Here is a 21,824-nt window from a genome sequence, read left to right as displayed (position 1 = left end):
ACTGTTATTATCAGAAGTCAGCACATAAACTGAAATTAAGGGCGGTCAAAAATCAAGGGAAAGATTATATTTACATAAAATATAGCATATTGACTATGGCCCAAAGCAACTTTTCATGGAAAGCAAGAATCCGAAGTTTTGGTTATGCCTTCAATGGTTTAAAAATCGTCTGGCGGGAAGAACACAATTTCAGGGTACATCTCCTAGCCGCAGTATTGGCAATCGCACTTTCCTGGGCCCTCCGGATAAGTCCTTATGAATGGTTAGCCGTTGTCTTTTCGATCGGTTTTGTTCTTGTCTGCGAATTACTGAATACAGCACTGGAAAATCTAGCTGATTTTGTCTGCCCCGAAAAAAATCCCAACATAAAAAGGATCAAGGACATCGCAGCTGCAGCCGTTATGCTGAGTAGCTTAACGGCCTTATTAATTGGACTGCTTATATTTGTTCCTAAACTGCTATCATTGGCTCACATGTTCTAAGGCAAATTTTTCGTCATAGCTCAATTTATCCGGGGCAACAAAAGACATCTTCCCTCCTTTTTCCTCCATGTTTCCAAAACCTTCGACTGCCCTGTTTTTGGAAAATTTAAAAGCAACCTGCCGAACAGATTGTTGCCCTTCCGAGGCAAAAGTATAATCAGCTAACACTATACTGTCCTTTAACACCCCATCAATATGGCCTATATTGCGGTCTTTCTCTTTCCATCTGTAACTCAGGTCGCCGTGCACCCGGTTACCGTCGATCGCAATGGTCAGCGAAATTGTGTCACCATTTTTGAGGTATTGATACTTTCCCGGCTCAGCAACTGCGGCAATAGTTGTTGCTGTATCCCGGTTCAATTGCACCTGGTCGCCTTGCTTTTTACCACTTTGCTGACAAGCGACGGTAAAAAGCAGTAACGATAATCCAATATTGATTACTTTCATGCGAATAATTATTTTTCTTAAATATACACTGACAAGCTGCAAAATCAGCGCCAATGGGAATTTATTGATGAACTGATGCGTACCTATAAACGAGCTATTTCCTCTGCTCTGCTCATTCTTATCAATAGCAATCAAAACAATATATTGTTTTAAATAACTAACATTTAAACTTTTGAAATTCAGAAAACAAAAATTGCCGCAATATTGTTTATAAGTTAGCGACTGATAAAATATTAAAAATAAACAATTTAGTAACAATAAAATTATTCACAGCATATTGTAAAGCTAATTTTTATTAGTAAATTGTACATTATAAAATTCAGAAATTCTTAACCAATATTAGTATGAAAGATGTAAGCTTTAAGAAATTTGACAGTGGGTGTACATCCCTCACTAAATTATCCATTGAAACAGATTTGGCTATTATTGTAAAAGAGAATGTTTCTACTTCTTCGGAATCGAAAATAGAAAAACTTCGACGCTGTAAAGAGGAGTTATTGAAGAGCCTTTGGTTTGTTCAACGCCAGTGTTGATCGGTAATTCACAAAATTCAATCAATAGTCCGAATACCTTATTTTTCCTAAACAGAAAGCCTCTCCAGTTATTTTAAATTGGAGAGGCTTTTTTAATAGAATGCTGCTGATCTACGCGAATCAGAGTGATTTCAAATGTTTATAATTCGACTTAATGGTATCCCAGACCTCCTCTACATGGCCGGATAGCATTAATTTAGCCATACTTTCGGTCATTCCTTTCATTTGGCTGAATGATATTTTGGGTGGCATAGCCAAGGCATTGGGACTGGTATAAATATCCACGAGTACAGGTTCGTCCGTTATGCCGAAGGCCTCACTCAGTATTCCGTCTACCTCCTCAGGTCGGGTCACCGTAAATGCACGGATTCCCATCGCCTGCGCTACCATTGCAAAATCTGGGTTGACCATATTGGTTTCCTGATCTTTTAAACCGGCAACCTGCATCTCCAATTTAACCATCCCGAGTGAACGGTTATTGAACACAATCAGCTTGATCGGCAAATTATATTGTTTTATCGTCGCAAGATCACCCAGCAACATCGAAAGGCCGCCGTCCCCGCAAAAGGCTATAATCTGTCTTTCGGGATGTGCCAATGCCGCTCCTATAGCCATTGGCATTGCATTCGCCATGGATCCGTGATTAAATGAGCCCAGCATTTTGCGATCCCGGCGTTGATTGATATAGCGTGCTCCCCAAACACAGGACATCCCTGTATCTACTAGAAAAATAGCATCATCGCTTGCTTTTTGATCAATTGTATGCGCCACAAATTCTGGCTGAATAGCACATTCACTGCCCGGGTCTTCGACATAGATCATCAGATCTTCTTTTACCTTCTCATAGGCAGCCAATTGTTTTTCGAGAAAATTAGAATCAGTTCGTGCTTCCACAAAGGGTAGGACAGCTTTCAACGTGTGCTCAATATCTCCCACCAGGCCATAATCCACAATCGATCTTCGACCGAGTTTCTCGCCCTCGATATCAATCTGAACAATTGTTTTATTGGTGGGTATAAAATCCTTGTAAGGAAAATCTGTCCCCAGCAGCAGGATCAGATCCGAATGGTGCATACTCTGAAAGGCAGAGGCTGTCCCCAAGAGCCCTGTCATTCCAATTTCGTTGGGATTATCCCGTTGAATATCCAGTTTGGCCTTAAACGAATAACCTACAGGTGCCTGAATTTTTTCAGAAAGCTCCACAACTTGTTTTTGGGCCTTTCTGGCTCCTACACCGCAGAATAAAGTCACTTTATCCGCTTGGTTGATATATTGAGCCAAACGACCGATTTCAAGTTCCGATGGCCTGATCTGTGGTTCGGTGAAAAATACCTTTGCCGAAGTGTTCATATGCACAGCCTCCATTTCGGAAACATCTCCCGGCAGACCGATAACGGCAACATCCCGTTTCGAAATCGCTTGTTGTAAGGCATTCTGCACCATCCGTTGCACTTGTTCAGGTCGGGTGATCATCTGATTATAACAGGAGCAGTCGTCAAATAATTTGATTGGATTTGTCTCCTGAAAATAATCTGTACCAAACTCATAAGTAGCACAGGTCGAAGCAATCACCAACATTGGCACACGTGTTTTATGTGCTTCATACACTCCATTGATCAGATGTACATGGCCGGGGCCACTACTTCCCGCACAGCAGGCAATGCCCTGCAGATCCGCTTCGGCCGTCGCTGCAAATGCACCGACCTCCTCATGCCTGACGTGTATCCATTGCATGCTCCCATCCGCATGCACGGCCTCATTGAAAAAGTTTAAACTATCCCCCGTTACGGCATAAATACGCTTAATTCCCGCATCCTTTAAAATACCAACGATCTGCTGTGCTACATTTTTCATACCCATATGATGATTTAGAATTTTGATAAGGCGATGATACGCTGAATACGTTATCGCTTCTTTATAACAACAATATTGAATAACAATGGTTTTGGATATTCCACTATTCGACAAAAGGTACAGACGGATGGATCGGCAATTTTTATACCCCAACACGAGATGACAGGCTATGGCTTTTTAGAAAACCTTGCCTCAAAAAAATAGGCTGCTCTCCTGATACCGGAGAGCAGCCTATCATTCAACTATAGGATCGTCTAATTATTTGATCTTATTGGATAATTCACTTACAAAAGCTTTGGCATCATTGAGATCCTCATTCCAGGCAGCATAACGTCGAGATTTTTTTAATTTAGCGATTTTTGCATTCAGCTTGGCCAAATTCGCCTGATCATTGGATTTTTCCAACTTTTCTTTCAGAATATTTACTTTCGTGTAATCCTGGATCCCCTCCAGCATACGCTCGTAACGGATAGAGCTACGACCTTGCGGATAAACAATATACGTATCTCCGGCAGGCCATGTACGGAATCGTGAATCTTGCATTGGATTGGCTACCCAGGAATTAAAGGCCCAACGCAGTGCACCGTCAAATCCCGCAGCCAGTGCGTACCAAGCCATATAGGTCGATTCCGCCGGATCGGAAAATGTAAATTGGTTCGGAAACTCATCTGAACAGCAAACATAAAATGTAGTGATATACCCTTTTTTACGTCTTTCAATTAAATCATTTTGATCGAAAGGATCCCCTACAGCAACACTGATATCGGTACTTTTTTGATAACGCTTATAACTTTTATGGTTGTCCGCAAAAGCAATTCCAAATTCAGGTACCACACGTTCTAAAAGTTCCACCGCTGGATCCATTTGCTCCTGTGCTCGCTCATCCATTGCAATATTGGTAATTTTCAACCAGCCTTTGGCGCTGACATGTTTACTAAAATCTTTTAAGAAAGGTGTCCATAGCTCCTCAAACACAGGCGTGCCGGGTTTTGCAACCACATTGACCTGTTCATTTTTTGCTTCATCGAAATAATGTACCTCATTGTTCCAGGGCAGTAAAGAGTAACAATTGATCTGTTTGTTAATTCCCAGATCCATCATAAATTGAACCCATCGGTCAAATACCGCATAGTTATAGCTCCAGGATCCATCTTTTGCTTTCTTCCAGGTGATCATATCCGCATAGGGATCATAGGTCTGTACATTCCAGGCATCCTTATTTAGGGTTGCTGTGATGACTTTCTGACCAGCAGCAGCCAGCTGCTTCATTGTTGGCTTTAAGGCTTCAAAATGCTCATCACTCCACATCTTAACATTATTGACCCGCGCTACAGCCGATGGGTGTTGCCACTGATCCAAATGGAATGACCATTGTGAAGCCGGCGGTAATACATGCTCCTGAACATTCACAATCAGATCCAAATTCTGTACGACCTTACCTTTTTGTTTAACAGCAATGACTGTCTTATATTGACCTGCCGCCGCTCCAGCAGGAACTTTTACCGTAATCCAGACTGGACGTACGCGCTTGGCCTCAAGATTATAGCTTTTGACATCATCGAGCATATCGGCAGAAAGAGCAGCTTTAAAATCTTCGGGTTTACGATAGCCACAACCCTCCGCAAATTCATCTGTCATCACATAACGAACAAATCGTGCCTGCACCGCATCGGCGGAAATGGTTTTCCCGGTCCTTGACCTTAGCTCGCCCGTCGAAATGACAACATCCGGTGCTGCTGCGCTTGTCCACAGGAGCATTTGTGCCGATACCTGCTCCCCTTTCCAGGCATCCACCGTATTGTTAGGCTGGACAGCGATATTCGGGTTTAAAGATTTCGGAAAACGTTTATCGATAGACACAAACGATGCGTGCAAACCCGGTTTAACATTTGACCAATCGGAAAGCGTATCTCTTGTCGGATCTGCCATCTCAGTAAAAGTCGTTCCCACAGCATAACGCCCCTGGGAAAAACCTTGATTATTGCCGCAAAATAATAGACATGCGCATGCAATAGTAGAATAAATAGTAGTTTTAGGCATAACAGTTGTAATTAACAAAAAAAGCAAACATTTTCTGTTTGCTTTAAAAATACTAAAATTTTATTTATCTTCGCTTAACTTTGCTCAAAAATTTTAGAAAGTGCAGTATAAAGCTCCGGATGGTTTTTCTGAAATTTTGCTGGATTTTCAAAAAAGTATTCTGATGCGACAGCAAAAAATTCCCCGGGGTTGGTCATACCATAGGTATCAATATCCGATTGGTGCTGCTTTATCTTACTAATTTCCGTACGTATTAAATACATAAAAGGAATAACAGCTGCTTTGTCCAACAAATAAGTCGGAACACCATCTATTGTGCCATCGCTTTTATCAATAAGGTGCACAAATTCATGAATCGCTGTATTCTGACCATCACTTGGATTTTGAAAACCATATTCTAATGCTGCTTTAGACAAAATCATCTGTCCGTTCATGGCTCCTTCCCCCACCATTCCCATGATATTCCGGTCTGCATGACCTTCAAATTGATAATCAGCATTGAAATGGGCGGGATAAACCATAATATTGGTCAGGTTTGGATAAGTCCATTTCTTGAAAGCAAAGATCGGAATAATTGCGCTGGCCGCAATAAGCATATAATCTTTCAGTTCTAAGACAACCCCCACGCCCTCAATCTTGACCGTATCCAAAAATGACAGACAGCGCGACTCAAATTCCTGTTTATCTATGCTAGAGAGCTGCCGGTAATAAGCAACCTCCTTTTCGAGGATATCCTTCCCCTCATCACTCAGGACGCGTTTAATAGCCTTGTTGTTTTTCGCAGTACGATTTAACAAGTAATAGACAACATAGATGGTTACCGGTACAAGTAGTATAATAAAAATCTTTCCTAACATATTATTTTATCTTTATCCAACGGGGATCTCTGGCCTGCAAATTACGCAAAAAGCCTTTAAAATGAGATGTGCCAAATAAGATTAAAATTTTCTGCTGCGGAGCGTCAGCCACAAGAGAAGCTAGATTTTCTTCCCGTTGTTGCATGATAAATTCTTTATCAAACTTATTCTTGAGTGCTGTTTTTATGGGTTTGCAACCATAGGGTGCATTTAGCGGAGTATCGTAGTCGCAGGCATCGAGCTTTATGGTACCATAGCGGTATTCAAAATCGTCCAACAGCTTATTCTTTGGAATATCTGCATTCACAGCGGTTTCGTAATTAACCAGAAAAAAAGAGTAATCTGGCTGACTGATGATACGTTGTCCCAATTTACGGTACAGGGGCGCCCTCAGTACTTTTGATGTATCTCCGGGAGTTTCAATGCATTGTTGCAAGCCAAGGCGGTTGCCGGTCAGTTTTCTGAATTTTCGATCATATAGATCTCGTTGTTCGGCGCTATCCACCCTGTAGGCAATACTTTCATAAAAAACAACATAACCCGATTTTTGGAGAGAGTCTACCGCGGCCTGGATCTGATCATAATATACACGCGTTCCCAAATGCCGCATCGGGATATATATAATGCGGCGGTCACCGTTATGAAGTTCAAATCTTCGCGAAGCATCTCGTAACACGCCGGTGCTCTGTACCATTAAAGAAGTATCACAACCGGCAAATGTGATCAATAAAAAAAGAAGGGAGATAATCTGTTTCAAAGCATTTTTTTATTACAATAACATGCAATTATAACAATATATTATCTCCCTTGTTTAATAAATTTATACGGTGGCCAGCCCGATTGTCGTGCCACTTGGGATAACAGCATTTTTTTTGATCACCACAATACCATCGCAGACTGTGTACGTCTGATGATTGGCATTCAACAAATGGGGACCGCCATTAATGCGCACATCATTTCCGATACGACAGTTTTTATCCAGGATCGCATTTTCGATATAACAGCGTTCACCTACCCCAACGATAGGCATATTTTTTCTTTTCGCTTCATCCATATCCGAAAAATCCTCGTAATAGTCGGACCCCATCATATAAGTTCCCCGTACGACTGAACCAATACCAATACGTGAACGTACACCGATCACCGAGCGGTCTACCTTATCGGCATGGATAATACATCCATCAGAGATAACCGAATTAATCAATGTCGTGCCCGAAATCTTAGAAGGAGGCAACATACGTGGCCGGGTAAAAACCGTATTTTTATCAAATAGGTTAAAGGCTGGAATATTATCCGTCAGCCCGATATTCGCTTCATAAAACGACCCTATTGTTCCAATATCGGTCCAATAGCCTTCATACTGATAGCTGAGTACTTTGATATTTTCAATCGCATCCGGAATAATCTCTTTTCCAAAGTCCATTCCGCTATTTTCTTCCAACAGACGCTTGAGTACACCTTTACTGAATACATAGATCCCCATGGAGGCCAGGTATTCCCGCCCCTCCGCCTTCAAGTGATCGTTCACTTCCGAACTCCAGTCCAGCAACTGCTCACTATTGGGCTTCTCGATAAACGATGTGATGTGGTTGTGTTCATCCGATTTAAGAATACCAAAACCTGTTGCATCTTTGCCATTGACAGGAATGGTCGCAATTGTCAGATCACCTTCATTCTGTACGTGAAAGTCCACCAGCGCATCAAAATCCATCTGATAAAGCTGATCCCCCGATAAGATCAAAACATAATCGTAATCTATGCTTGCCAGCTTCTTGAACGATCTACGCACGGCATCTGCGGTGCCTTCAAACCATTTGTCACCATCATTCGTCTGTTCGGCCGCTAAAATATCGACAAAACCCTTACTAAAAATACTGAAGTTGTATGTATTTTTTATATGGGAATTCAGCGAGGACGAATTGAACTGTGTCAACACAAAAATCTTATTGAATCCCGAATTGAGACAATTCGAGATGGGAATATCAACCAAGCGATATTTTCCTGCAATAGGAACAGCTGGTTTAGACCGTTGGTCGGTCAACGGATATAGACGTGAACCCCTTCCTCCGCCCAAGACGATAGCTACTACATTGTGATGTGACATATCAAATTAAATTAATTGGTTATATAGACTTATATATTTCGCTGCGGATTTATCCCACGAAAAATCCAAACTCATTATTTTGTGTTGGTTGTCCTCAAATTTGGACCTATTTTCATAATACTCGACAGCGCGGATAATAGCTTTTCTGATATCAGCCACCTCAAGCGTGTCAAAACCAACACCATACCCATCGTTTTCCAGATCGATGACCGTATCTTTTAGGCCACCTACACGGTGTACGATCGGCAAGGTCCCATATTTCATGGCATAAAGCTGATTGAGCCCGCAAGGTTCGACCCGCGAAGGCATCAAAAGAAAGTCAGCACTTGCATAGAGCCAGTGTGCAAGATTTTCATCATAACCAAAGAACACATCAAAATTTTCTACCTTTTCCTCGACGAGCATTTTTACCCGTGCCTGAATCGCCGGATCTCCAGCTCCCAGTATAAATATACTCAATCTGTCTGAAAAATTTTTGGTTAGATCCAAAATTATATCCGGTAATAAATCAGCTCCTTTTTCAGCGGCAAAACGTCCGATAAAAACCAATAAAGGAAGGTCTGGATTAATTTTATACTGCTGCGCCAGAGCCTGCTTATTTTTTAGTTTACCGGCAAAGGCCGAGGCAAGATCATAATTTTCAATCAGGGTATAATCTTTGCCGGGGTCCCAGATATCCCAATCAATTCCATTGACAATCCCGACCGACTTGTTTCGTTCATCGTAAAACAGATGCTGTAGTCCGTTAGCTTCCACATACAATTCTTCAAGATACCCCTCCGAGACCGTCGTATAGGCATCACAGCACTTGATCAGTGCTGCAAGTGGATTTATCAAACCGTCCCAGTCCAACAGCCCCCATTTCCAGCTGTCAAATCCAGGCAATAAAATCGCTTTGCTCCAGTGTGTCCAACCCTGATACTGACCGTTGTGAACAGTCGCTACCGTCTTTACATCGGCAAGGAAATTATATTCATTGCTGTATTTCATCAAAAAAGGCATTAAACCCACATGATGATCATGGCAATGCACGATATCAGGTACAATTGCTTTTTCCTTAAACCAATTTAACACAGCATGCTGAAAGGCAATAAACTGCTCGCCCTCATCCGGATAGCAATAAACCTCCCTGCGATCCAGTTTGCCAGGAATTTTAATCAGATAGAGTTCAAACCCCAATATATTGTCTTTTTCCTTGAAAACACTATAATGCAATAATTCGGATCCTTGAAAAAAAGTTCCTTCATGAATCACATCGAAGGAGTGTTGTTGAACAAATGGACGGTCGTACCAAGGCATGATAACAGCTGCATCCACACCAAGTTTAGTTTGATACTTAGGCAATGCGCCGACCACATCTGCTAGACCACCAACCTTGGCTATTGGATAACATTCGACACTTAAATGAAATACTTTCATTGGTACATATTTTTTCCCATCGTTCAGATGGAGCTTATGTTATTTAAATTTATTTTCATCTACTTCTACTACGAGAACAGCATCTTAGACGGGAATACGTTCCGCTGGCTTTACAGGAACAGTTTCTCTCAGCTCCTTCTTCCGCTTAAGGATATACCCCCCGAGTGGTGGAAGATCGACCTGGGCCGACTGTGCACGGTTCATCCAATGCAGGTGTTCCGTTTCCACATGTTGACTGCTGACTCCTGAACCAAAATATGCAAGATCATCCGAGCTCAAAACCACTTCCCATACGCCGGCATAAGGCAGTCCGATACGAAAATGTTCACGGACAACAGGCGTCAGGTTAATCACGACCACCGTATCATCCCAGGAGTCAAACGCCTTACGCCAATAAACCAAGATTGAATGCTCACGGTCACCGGCATCTATCCATTCGAAGCCCGAGGCATCAAAAGCCTTTTGATAGAGACTGGGTTGTTGCTGATAAGTTGCATTTAAATCGGCCACGAACCTTTTCATCCCTTGATGTGGCATAAATTCCAGCAGATGCCAGTCGAGTGACTGGTTCACATTCCACTCAGACGTTTGCCCAAACTCTCCCCCCATAAACAACAATTTCGTTCCTAAGAACGTATACATAAATAAGTATAAAGCCCTTAGATTGGCGAATTTTTGCCACTCATCTCCAGGCATCTTATAAATTAGAGGCTGTTTTCCATAGACGACTTCATCGTGCGAAAGCGGGAGCATAAAATTCTCATGAAAAGCATATACTGTTGCGAATGTGATGCGATCGTGATGGTACTTCCTATTGATCGGATCTTCCTTAAAATAATCCAGGGTATCATGCATCCATCCCATCATCCATTTCATTCCAAAGCCCAGTCCACCTGCATAGGTCGGCTTACTCACACCCGGCCAAGAGGTTGATTCTTCGGCAATGGTCTGTACGTCGGGAAAATGCGCATAAACAGCTTCATTAAATTCCTTCAGAAATTGTACCGCCTCCAGATTTTCATTACCGCCGAATTCATTCGGAATCCATTCACCGGCATTCCGGCTATAGTCCAGATACAACATCGAAGCAACGGCATCCACACGAAGCCCATCGATATGAAAACGGTCCAACCAATAAAAAGCATTACTGATCAGGAAAGAGCGCACCTCATTACGGCCATAATTGAAAATATACGATTGCCAGTCCGGATGGAAGCCCTTTCGTGGATCTTCGTGTTCATAAAGACATGTGCCGTCAAAGCGATGAAGTCCATGCGCATCGCCAGGGAAATGTGAAGGTACCCAATCCAATAATACCCCAATTCCCGCTTCATGTAACGCTTCGATCAGGTACATTAAATCCTGTGCAGAACCGTAACGCGAACTCGCTGCAAAGTAGCCCGTGATCTGATATCCCCAGGAAGGATAATAAGGATGCTCCATCAGTGGCATAAATTCTACGTGCGTAAAATTCATTTCCTTGACATAAGCAACGAGCTGCACAGCAATCTCCCGATAGTTCAACAAGGTGTCCGGGCTCTCCGGATCTCTCGCCCATGAGCCCAGATGCAGTTCATAGACCGACCAAGGTTGATCCAGTCTATTTTTTACAACACGCTCCTTCATCCAGTTTCCATCATTCCATTCATACCAATTAGAATGAACAATGGATGCCGTTTTGGGTGCTACCTCCCATCTGAATGCGAAAGGGTCACCTTTCTCAAGCTCTTCTCCGGAAGAGGATTGAATACAATATTTATAAGTTTCACCATTGGCAATGCCTGGAATAAATCCTTCCCAGATGCCACTTGTATCCCAGCGGACATTTAAAGGGTGGCTCCCTTTGTCCCAGAAATTGAAGTTTCCCGTTACGGAAACGGATTTTGCATTTGGGGCCCAAACCGCAAAATAAACGCCTCTTTCACCCTCTACTTCCAGTTCATGCGAACCAAATTTTTCATACAATTTGAAATGCCTGCCCGACTGGAACAGAGCAACATCAAATTCCGAAAAAAGACTATGCGGTATTACTTGATTGGCCATGTTTAACCCTCTATCAATATGTTTTCAAATTCACGTGCGACATTAATCCAATATCGCCCCTGTTCATCCTGTTGTATTTTTGTATCGATTCCATCTGTTTTCACTTTTTTAACTGCAAATGGCAAACCTATTAACTGGAGCTTATACTCTTCGTATCTTTCGGTAAATAATCCATCACGGGTCTGTTTGATCGACAGGGAATCTTTTAATCCGGACACTGTAAAGCATTTTTCCAAATAGATATCCTGTTCATATGCGAATGTGTCTCCATGATCAGAATACACATATGAACGGTGTACCCCTTCCGAAAAATAGATATTCAACTGTAGTTCTTCGACCTTCTTTTCACCTGTGTATTGCATGACCGGGTATTCTGGGATGACAGAACCGCCACGGATAAACATCGGCATTTCATCCAGCGGAGTTGCAATGGTATGCTCTTTTCCGCCAACATAAACCTCATTATTGAAGTAGTAGAACCAGTCTCCGGCAGGCAGATAAACCACCTTGCTCGTCTGACCGGGCTGCAACACAGGCGACACCAATATCTTATCGCCAAAACAGAATTCTTCCTCGCGCTGCCAATTCGTAGGAATATGCTGCTCCACCATTGAAATCGGACGCAAAATCGGATACCCATATTTCGTTTGCTCCCAAAAACAGGTGTAGATATAAGGCAAAAGTTTGTACCGCAGTTCAATAAACTTTTTATTGATTTTCTCCCAGTCCTCACCGAAACTCCAAGGTTCGCGATCACGGGTATCCCCCGCTGAATGCACACGCATAAACGGAGAAAAAACACCAAATTGCATCCATCGTGTGAACAGTTCCCCATCTGGCTCCCCGGTAAAACCACCAATGTCCGTTCCACAGAAAGACATTCCTGAGGTAGACAAACGCTGCAACTGCAGGGTACCTAGTTTGAGGTGTTCCCAACTCGCTAAATTATCCCCGGTCCAAACCGAAGAATACCGCTGCGTTCCTGCATAAGCCGCTCGTGTAATGGTAAATGGACGTTTGTTTTTATACAATTTCTTTAAGCCGTCATAGGTAGCACGAACCATTTGCATGCCATACACATTGTGCGCTTTTCGGTGCGATCCACGATGCCCATCGTATTGATGTCTGACATCATCCGGAAAAGTCCCACGGCCAAAAACTGCCGGCTCATTCATGTCATTCCAAAAGCCTGCGACACCATCTTCTACCAGCCCCTGATATAAGGTTCCCCACCACTGTCTCACTTCGGGGTTGGTAAAATCAGGAAACTGACAGCGCCCGGGCCAGACAAAGCCTTCCATAAAATAGTCATCCCCACGGCGACAGAAATATTTATTCTCTTTCCCTTCCCGAAATACCCAATAGTTTTCATCCACCTTAATACCCGGATCAATCATGACCACTGTCTTGAAGCCCTCATTGGCAAGATCAGCGATCATTTTCTTGGGATTTGGAAAATATTGTTTATTCCATGTAAAACAACGGTAGCCATCCATGTAATCAATATCCAGATAAATGGCATCACAGGGAATCTGTCTTTTTCTGAATTCTTCGGCTACCTTACGCACATTCGCTTCCGGATAATAACTCCATCGGCATTGATGGTAACCGATTGCCCAAAGTGGTGGTAAATAATGTGTTCCTGTCAAGGTATGGTACCTGCGGATCACGTCAATGATATGCGGTCCATGGATATAGTAGTATTGTAATTCTCCGCCCTCTGACCAAAAACTGGTTTTTCCCGGATCCTCAGCAGCAAAATCGAAATAGGTCTTAAACGTATTGTCAAAGAAAATACCGTAAGCTTCACCGTCCTTCAGTCCAATGTAAAAAGGAATGGTTTTGTATAAGGGGTCCTGGTCATAAGCAAAAGCATAGGTGTCCGAGTTCCAATTCTTTAATCGCTTGCCACGCAGATTAAGCTTAGTAGCCTTATCGCCCAGTCCATAAAATGCTTCATTTTCAAAAGCAACTTTAGTATTATAGACATAATAACCCCCAAAATCCGGGCTCTCCTCCCAATGCATCGGCGCCAAATCCGCGTTGAATAATTTACCCGCTCGATCGGAAAAGGAAATCAAAAAATCACTTTTATTGATGCGACAGGAAATAGTGTTGGTATGCACACTATAATGGTCTACCTCTTCTTTACATTGATGTATACTGACCCGATGGTCTTTCTTTGCCAGTGCATAAGAGAAATCCTCCAGAAAAGTCCCCTGTGGAGCAAGTCGAACACGCACGATCTCATCCGTTACGATTTTCACCTCTACTTTTGCCTTACCATCAGAAAAATAGTATGATTTGTCATTTTGATGATGGGATACAACTGACTCAAGGTATTTCTTTTCAATTTTAGGCAAATCCAGTACCGGATTATTCACATGATGCATACTTTCCAAAGTATCATCATGTTCTTCCTCGTTTAGTGTGGTTTGATTTAGGTTGTCGTCTTCAAGCATAGCTGTAATATATTAAAAGTTTCTGTAGGCTTAATTCCTCTTTAAGATAGAAAAATTATCCCGCGCCGGCAACAAAACATAAAAAAAATCCCGTTCCTATACAGGAGCGGGATTGTTTATGTCAAATGGATCTCAACGCTGCTATTTTAAAAAATGAGCACGAAGCATCCAAGCCATTTTCTCGTGTTTTTCCAGTAAGCCCACCAAAAAATCTTCCGTACCATTATCCGCGGTATCACCAACGACAGCAATATCCGCCCGAATGGACATCGCAATAGACTCATGATCCGATAATAATTCCTTATAATAAGATTGACTATCTGTCTTCTCCGAGGTGGATTCTGTCAAGCGGGTTAATTTCAGGTATTTATCAAATGTACCTACCGCATAGTGTCCCTGGGTACGTACACGCTCCGCAACTTCATCAATAACTTCTGCCAACTCATCGTATTGGGACTCTAAAAATAAATGAGCAGCATGAAAATCAGCCCCTTCGACATTCCAATGCGCATTGCGTGTTTTCATATAGATAATGTGCTCATCGGCTAATAAGACATTGAGCAATTTCGCAACTTTTTTTAAGTCTGCATCTTTAATTCCAATTGAAGTTTTCATATTGTTTTTATTTGTTAACTATATCTTTTCATTGCTTAGTTAAATTTACCCAAAAAAGCAGGGAATACCAAAAAAACTAAGATTAAAATGTCATTTCAATAGCATAATAACCGTATTTTTGCCAACAAAATATTATTAGAGGGAAGACTGTGGGTACTTTAGACAACAACACTTATTTTCATGCATTCAAGGCGGATATTTCGGACATCGAACTTCCCCTGCGATTTACCTTTCCATTTTGCTATGAGCCACACCCACTAGCCATTGCTGCCGCGGAAGAACTTCAGGCTTACCTTGAGATCCAAAACGAATGGAAGCATAACTTTGGCCTTGGAGAAAATAATAAAGGGCTTGCCATAGGCAAGATGTTTGGCATACTGGTTGTCCGCGATCAGCAGCATCGGCTTGGGTATCTTGCCGCCGTATCCGGAAAACTTGCCGGCAGCAACAAACACCGCTATTTTGTCCCCCCCATATTTGATATGTTGGAAGAGGACGGCTTCTTTTTGAACGAAGAAGTACATTTAAATGCCCTCAATAGAAAAATTGAACTTCTTGAAAACAGTGAAGAGCTTGAGCGGACAAAACACAATCTCAACGTTTTAAAAGATCAATGGAACACACAGCTTGACCTGCTCAAAACAAAACTCCGAAATCAGAAAAAAGAACGCAAGGAAACCCGGACGAAATTACGGCCGCTCCTTTCGGATGAGGATTACGAAATACTGATGGACGATATGCGCAGCCAGAGCCTCAAGGACAAACAGGAGCTTCAGCGCTATCAATATGACATGCATCGGGCACTGGAATCGGAAAACCTTAAACTCCAAGGCTTGCTTTCTGACATTGCTGTATTAAAAGAAGAGCGTAAGATGCGATCCGGAAATCTGCAAAAACAGCTTTTTGAACAATATAATTTTTTGGACGCAACTGGGCAGCACAAGAATGTTGTTGCAATTTTTCAGGACTTTGACCAAAGCACGCCACCCGCGGGCTCCGGAGAATGTGCCGCACCGAAATTATTGCAATATGCCTACAGCAACAACCTTACACCCATAGCCTTGGCCGAATTCTGGTGGGGCTGCTCCCCTTCGTCCGAAATCCGCAGACATAAAAATTATTATCCGGCCTGCCGTAAAAAATGTGAACCAATCTTAGGTTATATGCTTCAGGGACTCGAGGTAGACCCCAATCCCATGCAACAGGAAACGACATTGCACACCGAACTTCCACAAATCTATGAGGACGAAGATATCATTGTTTTCAATAAACCGGCCGAGTTTTTATCCGTCCCCGGAATATATGTCAAAGATTCCGTCTACAATCGGGTACTCCAACGCTATCCCAATGCAGGTCCGATAATTATCCATCGACTGGATATGTCCACTTCGGGATTGCTGGTTGTTGCCAAAAATAAAGAAGCCCATCAATTTATACAGGATCAATTTATACGACATACCATAGCCAAGGAATATATCGCTTTGTTGGATGGTATCGTTGAACAGGAATCCGGGTTAATCGACCTTCCTCTGCGTGTGGATCTCGATGATCGGCCAAGACAAATGGTCTGTTACAGCTACGGCAAACCCGCCCAGACCAAGTGGGAGCGGATCTCAATCGAAGGTGATAAAACAAGAATCCGTTTCTATCCCTTAACAGGCCGCACACATCAACTTCGTATGCATGCCGTTCATCCAGAGGGACTCGCCACACCTATTGTCGGCGACGATCTTTATGGCAAAAAAGCGGATAGATTACACCTCCACGCAACTTTTATCAAGTTGATACATCCAAGTACCAAACAGGAAATCAGCTTTGAAATCCCACCTGAATTTTAACAGAATTGACTATATCGTTACAAAAGTCAGCAAATAGAGAAGCGGAAAATCATCGCGAAGTCAAAATGTGGGTTATAAATTATTGACCTAAATCAATAATTTATCACAAAAACCTGAAAAACAACAACTTAAATAATAAATAAAGTAGAGCGATTCCCTATATTACATTACAATAAAATTTTAAATATTCTTAATTTTTTGTTTCCTTTGTTCACTGATTTTTTGATTTTAATACTTATAAAGTCAAAAATAAAGTAAAAACAAGAAAACAATTTTGAATTTTCAAGATTATAGCAATATAATGGAAGCTAAATTAAACGCAAAATCCTTCATAACTAAACTCTTTTTCTCGATAACATTACTGCTATCAGCATCCATAGCCCTTGCGCAAACCAAAACGGTTACAGGCACGGTCAAAGATGCAAAGACAAAGACTCCCATTGCTTACGCTACCGTGGCTGTCGTAGGCGCACCAGCTTCTGCCGGAACCTCCACCTCGACCAATGCCAACGGGGAATTTAGATTGGTATTTCCAACATCTTATGTTAAAATCAGAGCAAGTTATGTCGGTTATGACAATAAGGACGCTTTCGTAACCAATGACGCTGTGCAGTCAAAGGAAATTCTAATGGATGCCCAGGACAATATGCTGGAAGAAGTCGTTGTTAAAGCCAAAAAGAAAAAATACAGCAACAAAGACAATCCTGCGGTCGCGCTGATCCGTAAAGTCATTGAAAATAAAGAGAAAAACCGTCTGTCGGGACAACAATACGCCGAATTTGATCAATACGAGAAAATGTCCCTGGGCTTAAGCAATCTTTCGGAGAAATTTGTCAACAAAAAAATCTTTAAAAATTATCAATTTCTTTTTGAAACAGACGATTCAGCAAAAACGGCAAATAAATATGTATTACCGGCTTTTATCGAAGAGAAAATGTCCAAAGTGTACTACCGTAAAGATCCAAGCAAAACCAAACAATATATACTGGGTAATCAACGGGCACAATTTGACCCCAAATTTATTGATAATGATGGTCTATCGTCTTATTTCAACAAACTTTACGAGCAAGTCGATATCTACGACAATAATATCTCATTGGTCACCAATCAATTTTTGAGTCCAATTGCGAACTCCGCTCCAACATTTTATAAATTCTTTATTACCGACACCATCAAAACTTCTCAACCCTGGTTGGTTGAACTGAGTTTTGTTCCTCGCAATAAAGCAGATATGTTATTTAAAGGGCAGCTATATGTCACTTTGGACGGAAATTATGCGGTTCAGGGTGCGAATATGACCGTTGCCGATGACATCAACCTAAATTTTGTGCGCGATCTTCAGATTCAGCTTAAATTTGAGAAAGACAGCAAGAGCAGATTTTACCTCAAAACGAGCACTTTAGGCATTGACTTTTCACTGACAGAAAAAGGAATGGGGATCCGTGGTAGCCGGACGGTCGACTACAACAACTATAAAGTCGGCATTCAGCAACCTGATAGTCTATATGATGGTCCTTCTACAGTCATTGCATACAATATCGAGAATAAGAAAGCGACAAAATCCTTATTTGAAACACAACGCCCGTTGGCCCTGGCGCAGAATGAATTGAATATTTATCACAATATTGATACCCTTCAAAAAATTCCTTCATTCAGGACCTTTATGGACGTTGCGGCCTTACTTCTCTCGGGTTATAAACAAGCTGGACCGGTCGAAATCGGGCCAGTGAACACCTTCTATAGTTTTAACCCTGTGGAAGGATTTCGCCTGCGTGTGGGTGGTCGTACCACGGAATCCCTGAGCAAACGTTTCTATGCAGAAACCTATGCTGCCTACGGATTCAAAGACCAAAAGTGGAAGTACTTTTTCAGTGGTACCTATGCCTTTAACAATAAGTCTGTATACTCTTTCCCGATGCATTATATCCGGGCTTCGTATAAAAAAGACACCAAGATACCAGGGCAGAAACTCGAATTCATTCAAGAGGACAACTTTTTGCTATCATTCAAACGTGGTGACAACGACCGCTACATCTACGAAACCAATTATGGTTTGGAGTATAAAAAAGAATTCTTAAACCATTTAACGATCGGTGCCGGATTTAATATCAACAAACAGTCCCCTGCAGGTAGTCTGACTTATCAGATGCTGGATGAAAATGGACAAAACAAATTGTTCAATGAACTAAATTCAACCGAATTGTCTGTCAACTTTAGATACGCGCCACATGAGGAATTTTATCAAGGCAAAATCTATCGTACACCGATATTCAATCAATACCCGATATTCACGTTTAATTATACAGCAGGAATAAAAGGTCTGGCAAAAGGAGAATATAATTACCATAGTTTTAACGTCGGTGCATTCAAACGTTTTTACTTAAGTCAATTTGGTTTTGCTGATGTCACCGCTGAGGGTAACTACATCGCCGGAAAAGAGATTCCATTCCCCTTCCTGACGATCCACCGGGCAAACCAGACCTATGCGTACCAGTTAAACTCGTACAACCTGATGAACTTCCTGGAATTTGTCAGTGACCACAACGCTTCCATCAATGTGCAGTATTATATGAACGGATTCCTATTGAATAAGATCCCATTGGTCAAAAAGCTTAAATTACGCGAAGTCTTTAGTTTCAAAGGTGTGTATGGTGGTCTTCGCAAAGAAAATGATCCAGACGATCCAAATTATGGTTCTAAAGTATTTGCATGGCAACGCAATGCAGACCAAATCCAAAGTTCATATACATTCGGCTCTGAACCTTATATGGAGGCAAGTATCGGTTTATCCAATATCTTTAAGATTTTGCGTGTAGACTACGTCAAACGTCTGAACTATCTTGACCATGTGGATGCTCCAGCTTGGGGAATCCGCGCCAGAGTCAGGTTTGATTTCTAAGAGTTTCCGTAAATTTATATTATAATTTTGGGGCCCTGTCGTTCTCTCAATCGACAGGGCCTCTTTTTTTATATGGGACATCTTCTGGTGGCATCCTTCGACAGGCCTTCGATCAGCCCTGCACATTCCTTCGGGAGACCTTCGGCAATTCTTCGGCTAGTCGTCGGAACAGCTACGTAACAAGGTGCAGACATCGTCGGAACAGCTCCGACTATCTTTCGGGATTTCTTCGACACTCCTTCGACACTCCTTCGACTGAGCTTCGACAATCCTTCGACTGGGCTTCGGGAAAAAGCCAATGAGCAGTCGAACAATTGTCGAACAGCTGCCAAAGAAATCCCGCAGCAGTCCCGTCCTTGTCTCGAAGCTGTCCCGTCCCTGTTCAGAAGCTGTCCCGAATAATACCCGATAAACATCCGAAGCCGGGCCAATCCAGAGTCGACGCGCTAGCGAAGCACAGCCGAACGGAAGAACAAAAAAAATCCCCCCTGCAAACAGCAAGGAGGATAAAATTAGAATATGACGATGGTTAGTTTCTCTTTTTGAAAGCATCTACACCGCTCTGTAGAAATGCCTTGTATTGTTCAACATCGTAATTAGCGCCGCTTTGAGGAACCAGTACCTGACCATTTGGATCAACGATGACATACAAAGGCTGGGAATTGCTGTTAAATACAGCGGCTTGGAAGTCGCTGTTTTTATTTCCTATAGTCTTTATTTTTTTATTACTGTACTTGGAAACAAATTGCTCATTGACTGGTAATTCGGTTTTATCATCCACAAATAATTCAGCCATAACAAATTCCTCTTTCAACAATTTAGCTACTCCGGGATCCGTCCATACGTTTGCCTCCATTTTACGGCAGTTGACACAATTCCATCCCGTGAAGTCAATCAATACAGGTTTATTTAGTTCTTTTGCTGTCGCCAGGGCCTGCTCGTAATCGTAATAAGGATCAAAGCCTTTTGGTGTACCACGCTCATGGAATATCTCGGCATATTTTTTCACCTTACCGTCCGTATGGGCTGCCGTACCGCTGCCAACTCCCGAAGACAGGTCAAAGTCCTGCGTTGCAGATGGTGGCAAAAAGGCTGAAATGGACTTTAAAGGCGCCCCCCATAAACCCGGAATCATATACACAACAAAAGAAAAAACAACAATGGCTAAAATGGTCCTTGGAACAGATAGAAATTTAAGCTCACTATCGTGGGAAAACTTAATTTTACCGATCAGATAAAGTCCCATCAAACCAAATACGGCGATCCATAAAGACAGGAATACTTCCCTGTCCAACCAGTTCCAATGATAAGCCAAGTCCACATTCGATAAAAATTTCAGGGCCAATGCCAATTCCAAAAATCCAAGTACCACTTTTACACTGTTCAACCAACCGCCCGATTTTGGCAGTGATTTAAGCATTGATGGGAACATGGCAAATAAACCAAATGGAATAGCCAAAGCAATGGAGAAGCCCAACATACCGATGGCCGGGCCTAATCGCTCGCCTTTTGACGCCGCTTCCACCAACAGTGTCCCTATGATCGGACCGGTACAGGAAAAGGATACCAGCGATAAACTAAAGGCCATAAAAAATAGGCCGATGAGCCCACCTTTGTCTGACTTAGCATCCATTTTATTAACGAAAGAACTAGGCAAGGTAATTTCAAATGCACCAAAGAAAGAGGCCGCAAATACGACCAGCAGCAAGAAGAAGATAAAATTAAAAATTCCGTTGGTTGAAAGTGCATTGAGTGCATCAGAACCAAAGGCAATGGTAATAATCATCCCTAAAGCAACATAGATCACGATAATAAAGAGACCATATAAGAGGGCCTTGCTAATGCCACTAGCGCGACTACCAGACTGCTTGGTGAAAAAACTCACCGTCAAAGGAAGCATCGGAAATATACAGGGCATCAATAAGGCCGCAAAGCCCCCAACCAAGCCCGCGATAAAAATACTCCACAGTGATTTTTTACCGTTTTCAGTAGATTCTTCCACCTTATTGGTCGCAACAACCGTTTTGCTGGAATCAACACTTGCTGTCATGGTATCGGGTGACTCTTCGAATGATAAAGAATCCGGACTGATTGTTCCGTCCGTAAATTCCAGACCTTCCGTGCTAGCTGTACTATCCTGTTGCGCAAACATAGCAATAGGAAAGATAAGCAGGAATAAAAGGGTTAATAATTTAAAATTAGTTTTCATCAGCGTATAATGTGTTTTTCAT

Annotated in this window: 15 protein-coding genes; 3 read left to right on the top strand and 12 right to left on the bottom strand. The window is 42.2% G+C overall.

Features of this window, described 5'->3' with window-relative positions; translation table 11 throughout:
• The first annotated feature begins 95 nt into the window (after positions 1-95).
• Entirely contained in the window at positions 96-482 is a 387-nt protein-coding gene (locus tag BWD42_RS01585) for a diacylglycerol kinase family protein (RefSeq protein ID WP_077432727.1), read from the top strand.
• Here the strand turns inward: BWD42_RS01585 and BWD42_RS24415 are convergent.
• The 10 genes from BWD42_RS24415 to BWD42_RS01535 form a co-directional block, all read right to left on the bottom strand.
• Complete coding sequence (locus BWD42_RS24415; protein WP_139350982.1) at positions 462-929, bottom strand: hypothetical protein; 468 nt, start codon at positions 927-929, stop codon at positions 462-464. The two genes, BWD42_RS01585 and BWD42_RS24415, sit on opposite strands and share 21 nt — an antisense overlap.
• Positions 930-1,582: 653 nt before the next feature.
• The gene (locus BWD42_RS01575) at positions 1,583-3,316 is read right to left on the bottom strand and encodes a thiamine pyrophosphate-dependent enzyme (RefSeq protein ID WP_254846156.1); all 1,734 of its coding nucleotides are present in this window, start codon (positions 3,314-3,316) and stop codon (positions 1,583-1,585) included.
• Positions 3,317-3,574: 258 nt separating this feature from the next.
• Positions 3,575-5,356 carry a DUF4091 domain-containing protein gene (locus tag BWD42_RS01570; RefSeq protein WP_077432724.1) on the bottom strand — a complete coding sequence of 594 codons (1,782 nt, stop codon included), beginning with the start codon at positions 5,354-5,356 and terminating at the stop codon, positions 3,575-3,577.
• 74 nt (positions 5,357-5,430) lie between these two features.
• The gene (locus tag BWD42_RS01565; RefSeq protein WP_139350981.1) at positions 5,431-6,213 is read right to left on the bottom strand and encodes a zinc-dependent peptidase; all 783 of its coding nucleotides are present in this window, start codon (positions 6,211-6,213) and stop codon (positions 5,431-5,433) included.
• A gap of 1 nt (position 6,214) precedes the next feature.
• Positions 6,215-6,970: a hypothetical protein gene (locus tag BWD42_RS01560; RefSeq protein ID WP_139350980.1), complete on the bottom strand. Its 756-nt coding sequence runs from the start codon at positions 6,968-6,970 to the stop codon at positions 6,215-6,217.
• A 63-nt stretch (positions 6,971-7,033) separates the two neighbouring features.
• A complete protein-coding gene (locus BWD42_RS01555; RefSeq protein ID WP_077432722.1) occupies positions 7,034-8,317 on the bottom strand; it encodes a glucose-1-phosphate adenylyltransferase in 1,284 nt (427 codons plus the stop codon).
• 6 nt (positions 8,318-8,323) lie between these two features.
• Complete coding sequence (locus tag BWD42_RS01550; RefSeq protein WP_077432721.1) at positions 8,324-9,736, bottom strand: glycogen synthase; 1,413 nt, start codon at positions 9,734-9,736, stop codon at positions 8,324-8,326.
• 84 nt (positions 9,737-9,820) lie between these two features.
• A complete protein-coding gene (gene glgB, locus BWD42_RS01545; RefSeq protein ID WP_077432720.1) occupies positions 9,821-11,779 on the bottom strand; it encodes a 1,4-alpha-glucan branching protein GlgB in 1,959 nt (652 codons plus the stop codon).
• Positions 11,780-11,781: 2 nt separating this feature from the next.
• Positions 11,782-14,241 (bottom strand): glycoside hydrolase family 31 protein, encoded by a 2,460-nt coding sequence (locus BWD42_RS01540; RefSeq protein ID WP_077432719.1) that lies wholly within the window; start codon positions 14,239-14,241, stop codon positions 11,782-11,784.
• 141 nt (positions 14,242-14,382) lie between these two features.
• Positions 14,383-14,856, bottom strand: a complete 474-nt coding sequence (locus BWD42_RS01535) for a Dps family protein (protein WP_077432718.1) — start codon at positions 14,854-14,856, stop codon at positions 14,383-14,385.
• A 149-nt stretch (positions 14,857-15,005) separates the two neighbouring features.
• Here BWD42_RS01535 and BWD42_RS01530 point away from each other — a divergent pair, with 149 nt between their 5' ends.
• A complete protein-coding gene (locus tag BWD42_RS01530) occupies positions 15,006-16,694 on the top strand; it encodes an RluA family pseudouridine synthase (RefSeq protein WP_077432717.1) in 1,689 nt (562 codons plus the stop codon).
• Between the two features lie 301 nt (positions 16,695-16,995).
• On the top strand, positions 16,996-19,593 hold the full coding sequence (locus BWD42_RS01525; protein WP_077432716.1) for a DUF5686 family protein: 2,598 nt from the start codon (positions 16,996-16,998) through the stop codon (positions 19,591-19,593).
• Positions 19,594-19,661: 68 nt separating this feature from the next.
• Here BWD42_RS01525 and BWD42_RS24410 read toward each other — a convergent pair whose 3' ends face one another.
• Entirely contained in the window at positions 19,662-20,009 is a 348-nt protein-coding gene (locus BWD42_RS24410; RefSeq protein ID WP_139350979.1) for a hypothetical protein, read from the bottom strand.
• Positions 20,010-20,122: 113 nt separating this feature from the next.
• Positions 20,123-21,802 (bottom strand): protein-disulfide reductase DsbD family protein, encoded by a 1,680-nt coding sequence (locus BWD42_RS01520; RefSeq protein ID WP_077432715.1) that lies wholly within the window; start codon positions 21,800-21,802, stop codon positions 20,123-20,125.
• Between the last annotated feature and the right edge of the window lie 22 nt (positions 21,803-21,824).

Origin of the sequence: Sphingobacterium sp. CZ-UAM (genome assembly GCF_002000245.1) — a bacterium.
Taxonomy (GTDB): Bacteria; Bacteroidota; Bacteroidia; order Sphingobacteriales; family Sphingobacteriaceae; genus Sphingobacterium.
The sequence above is the reverse complement of the archived record's forward strand: the minus strand, read 5'-3'. Positions and strand labels throughout refer to the sequence as shown.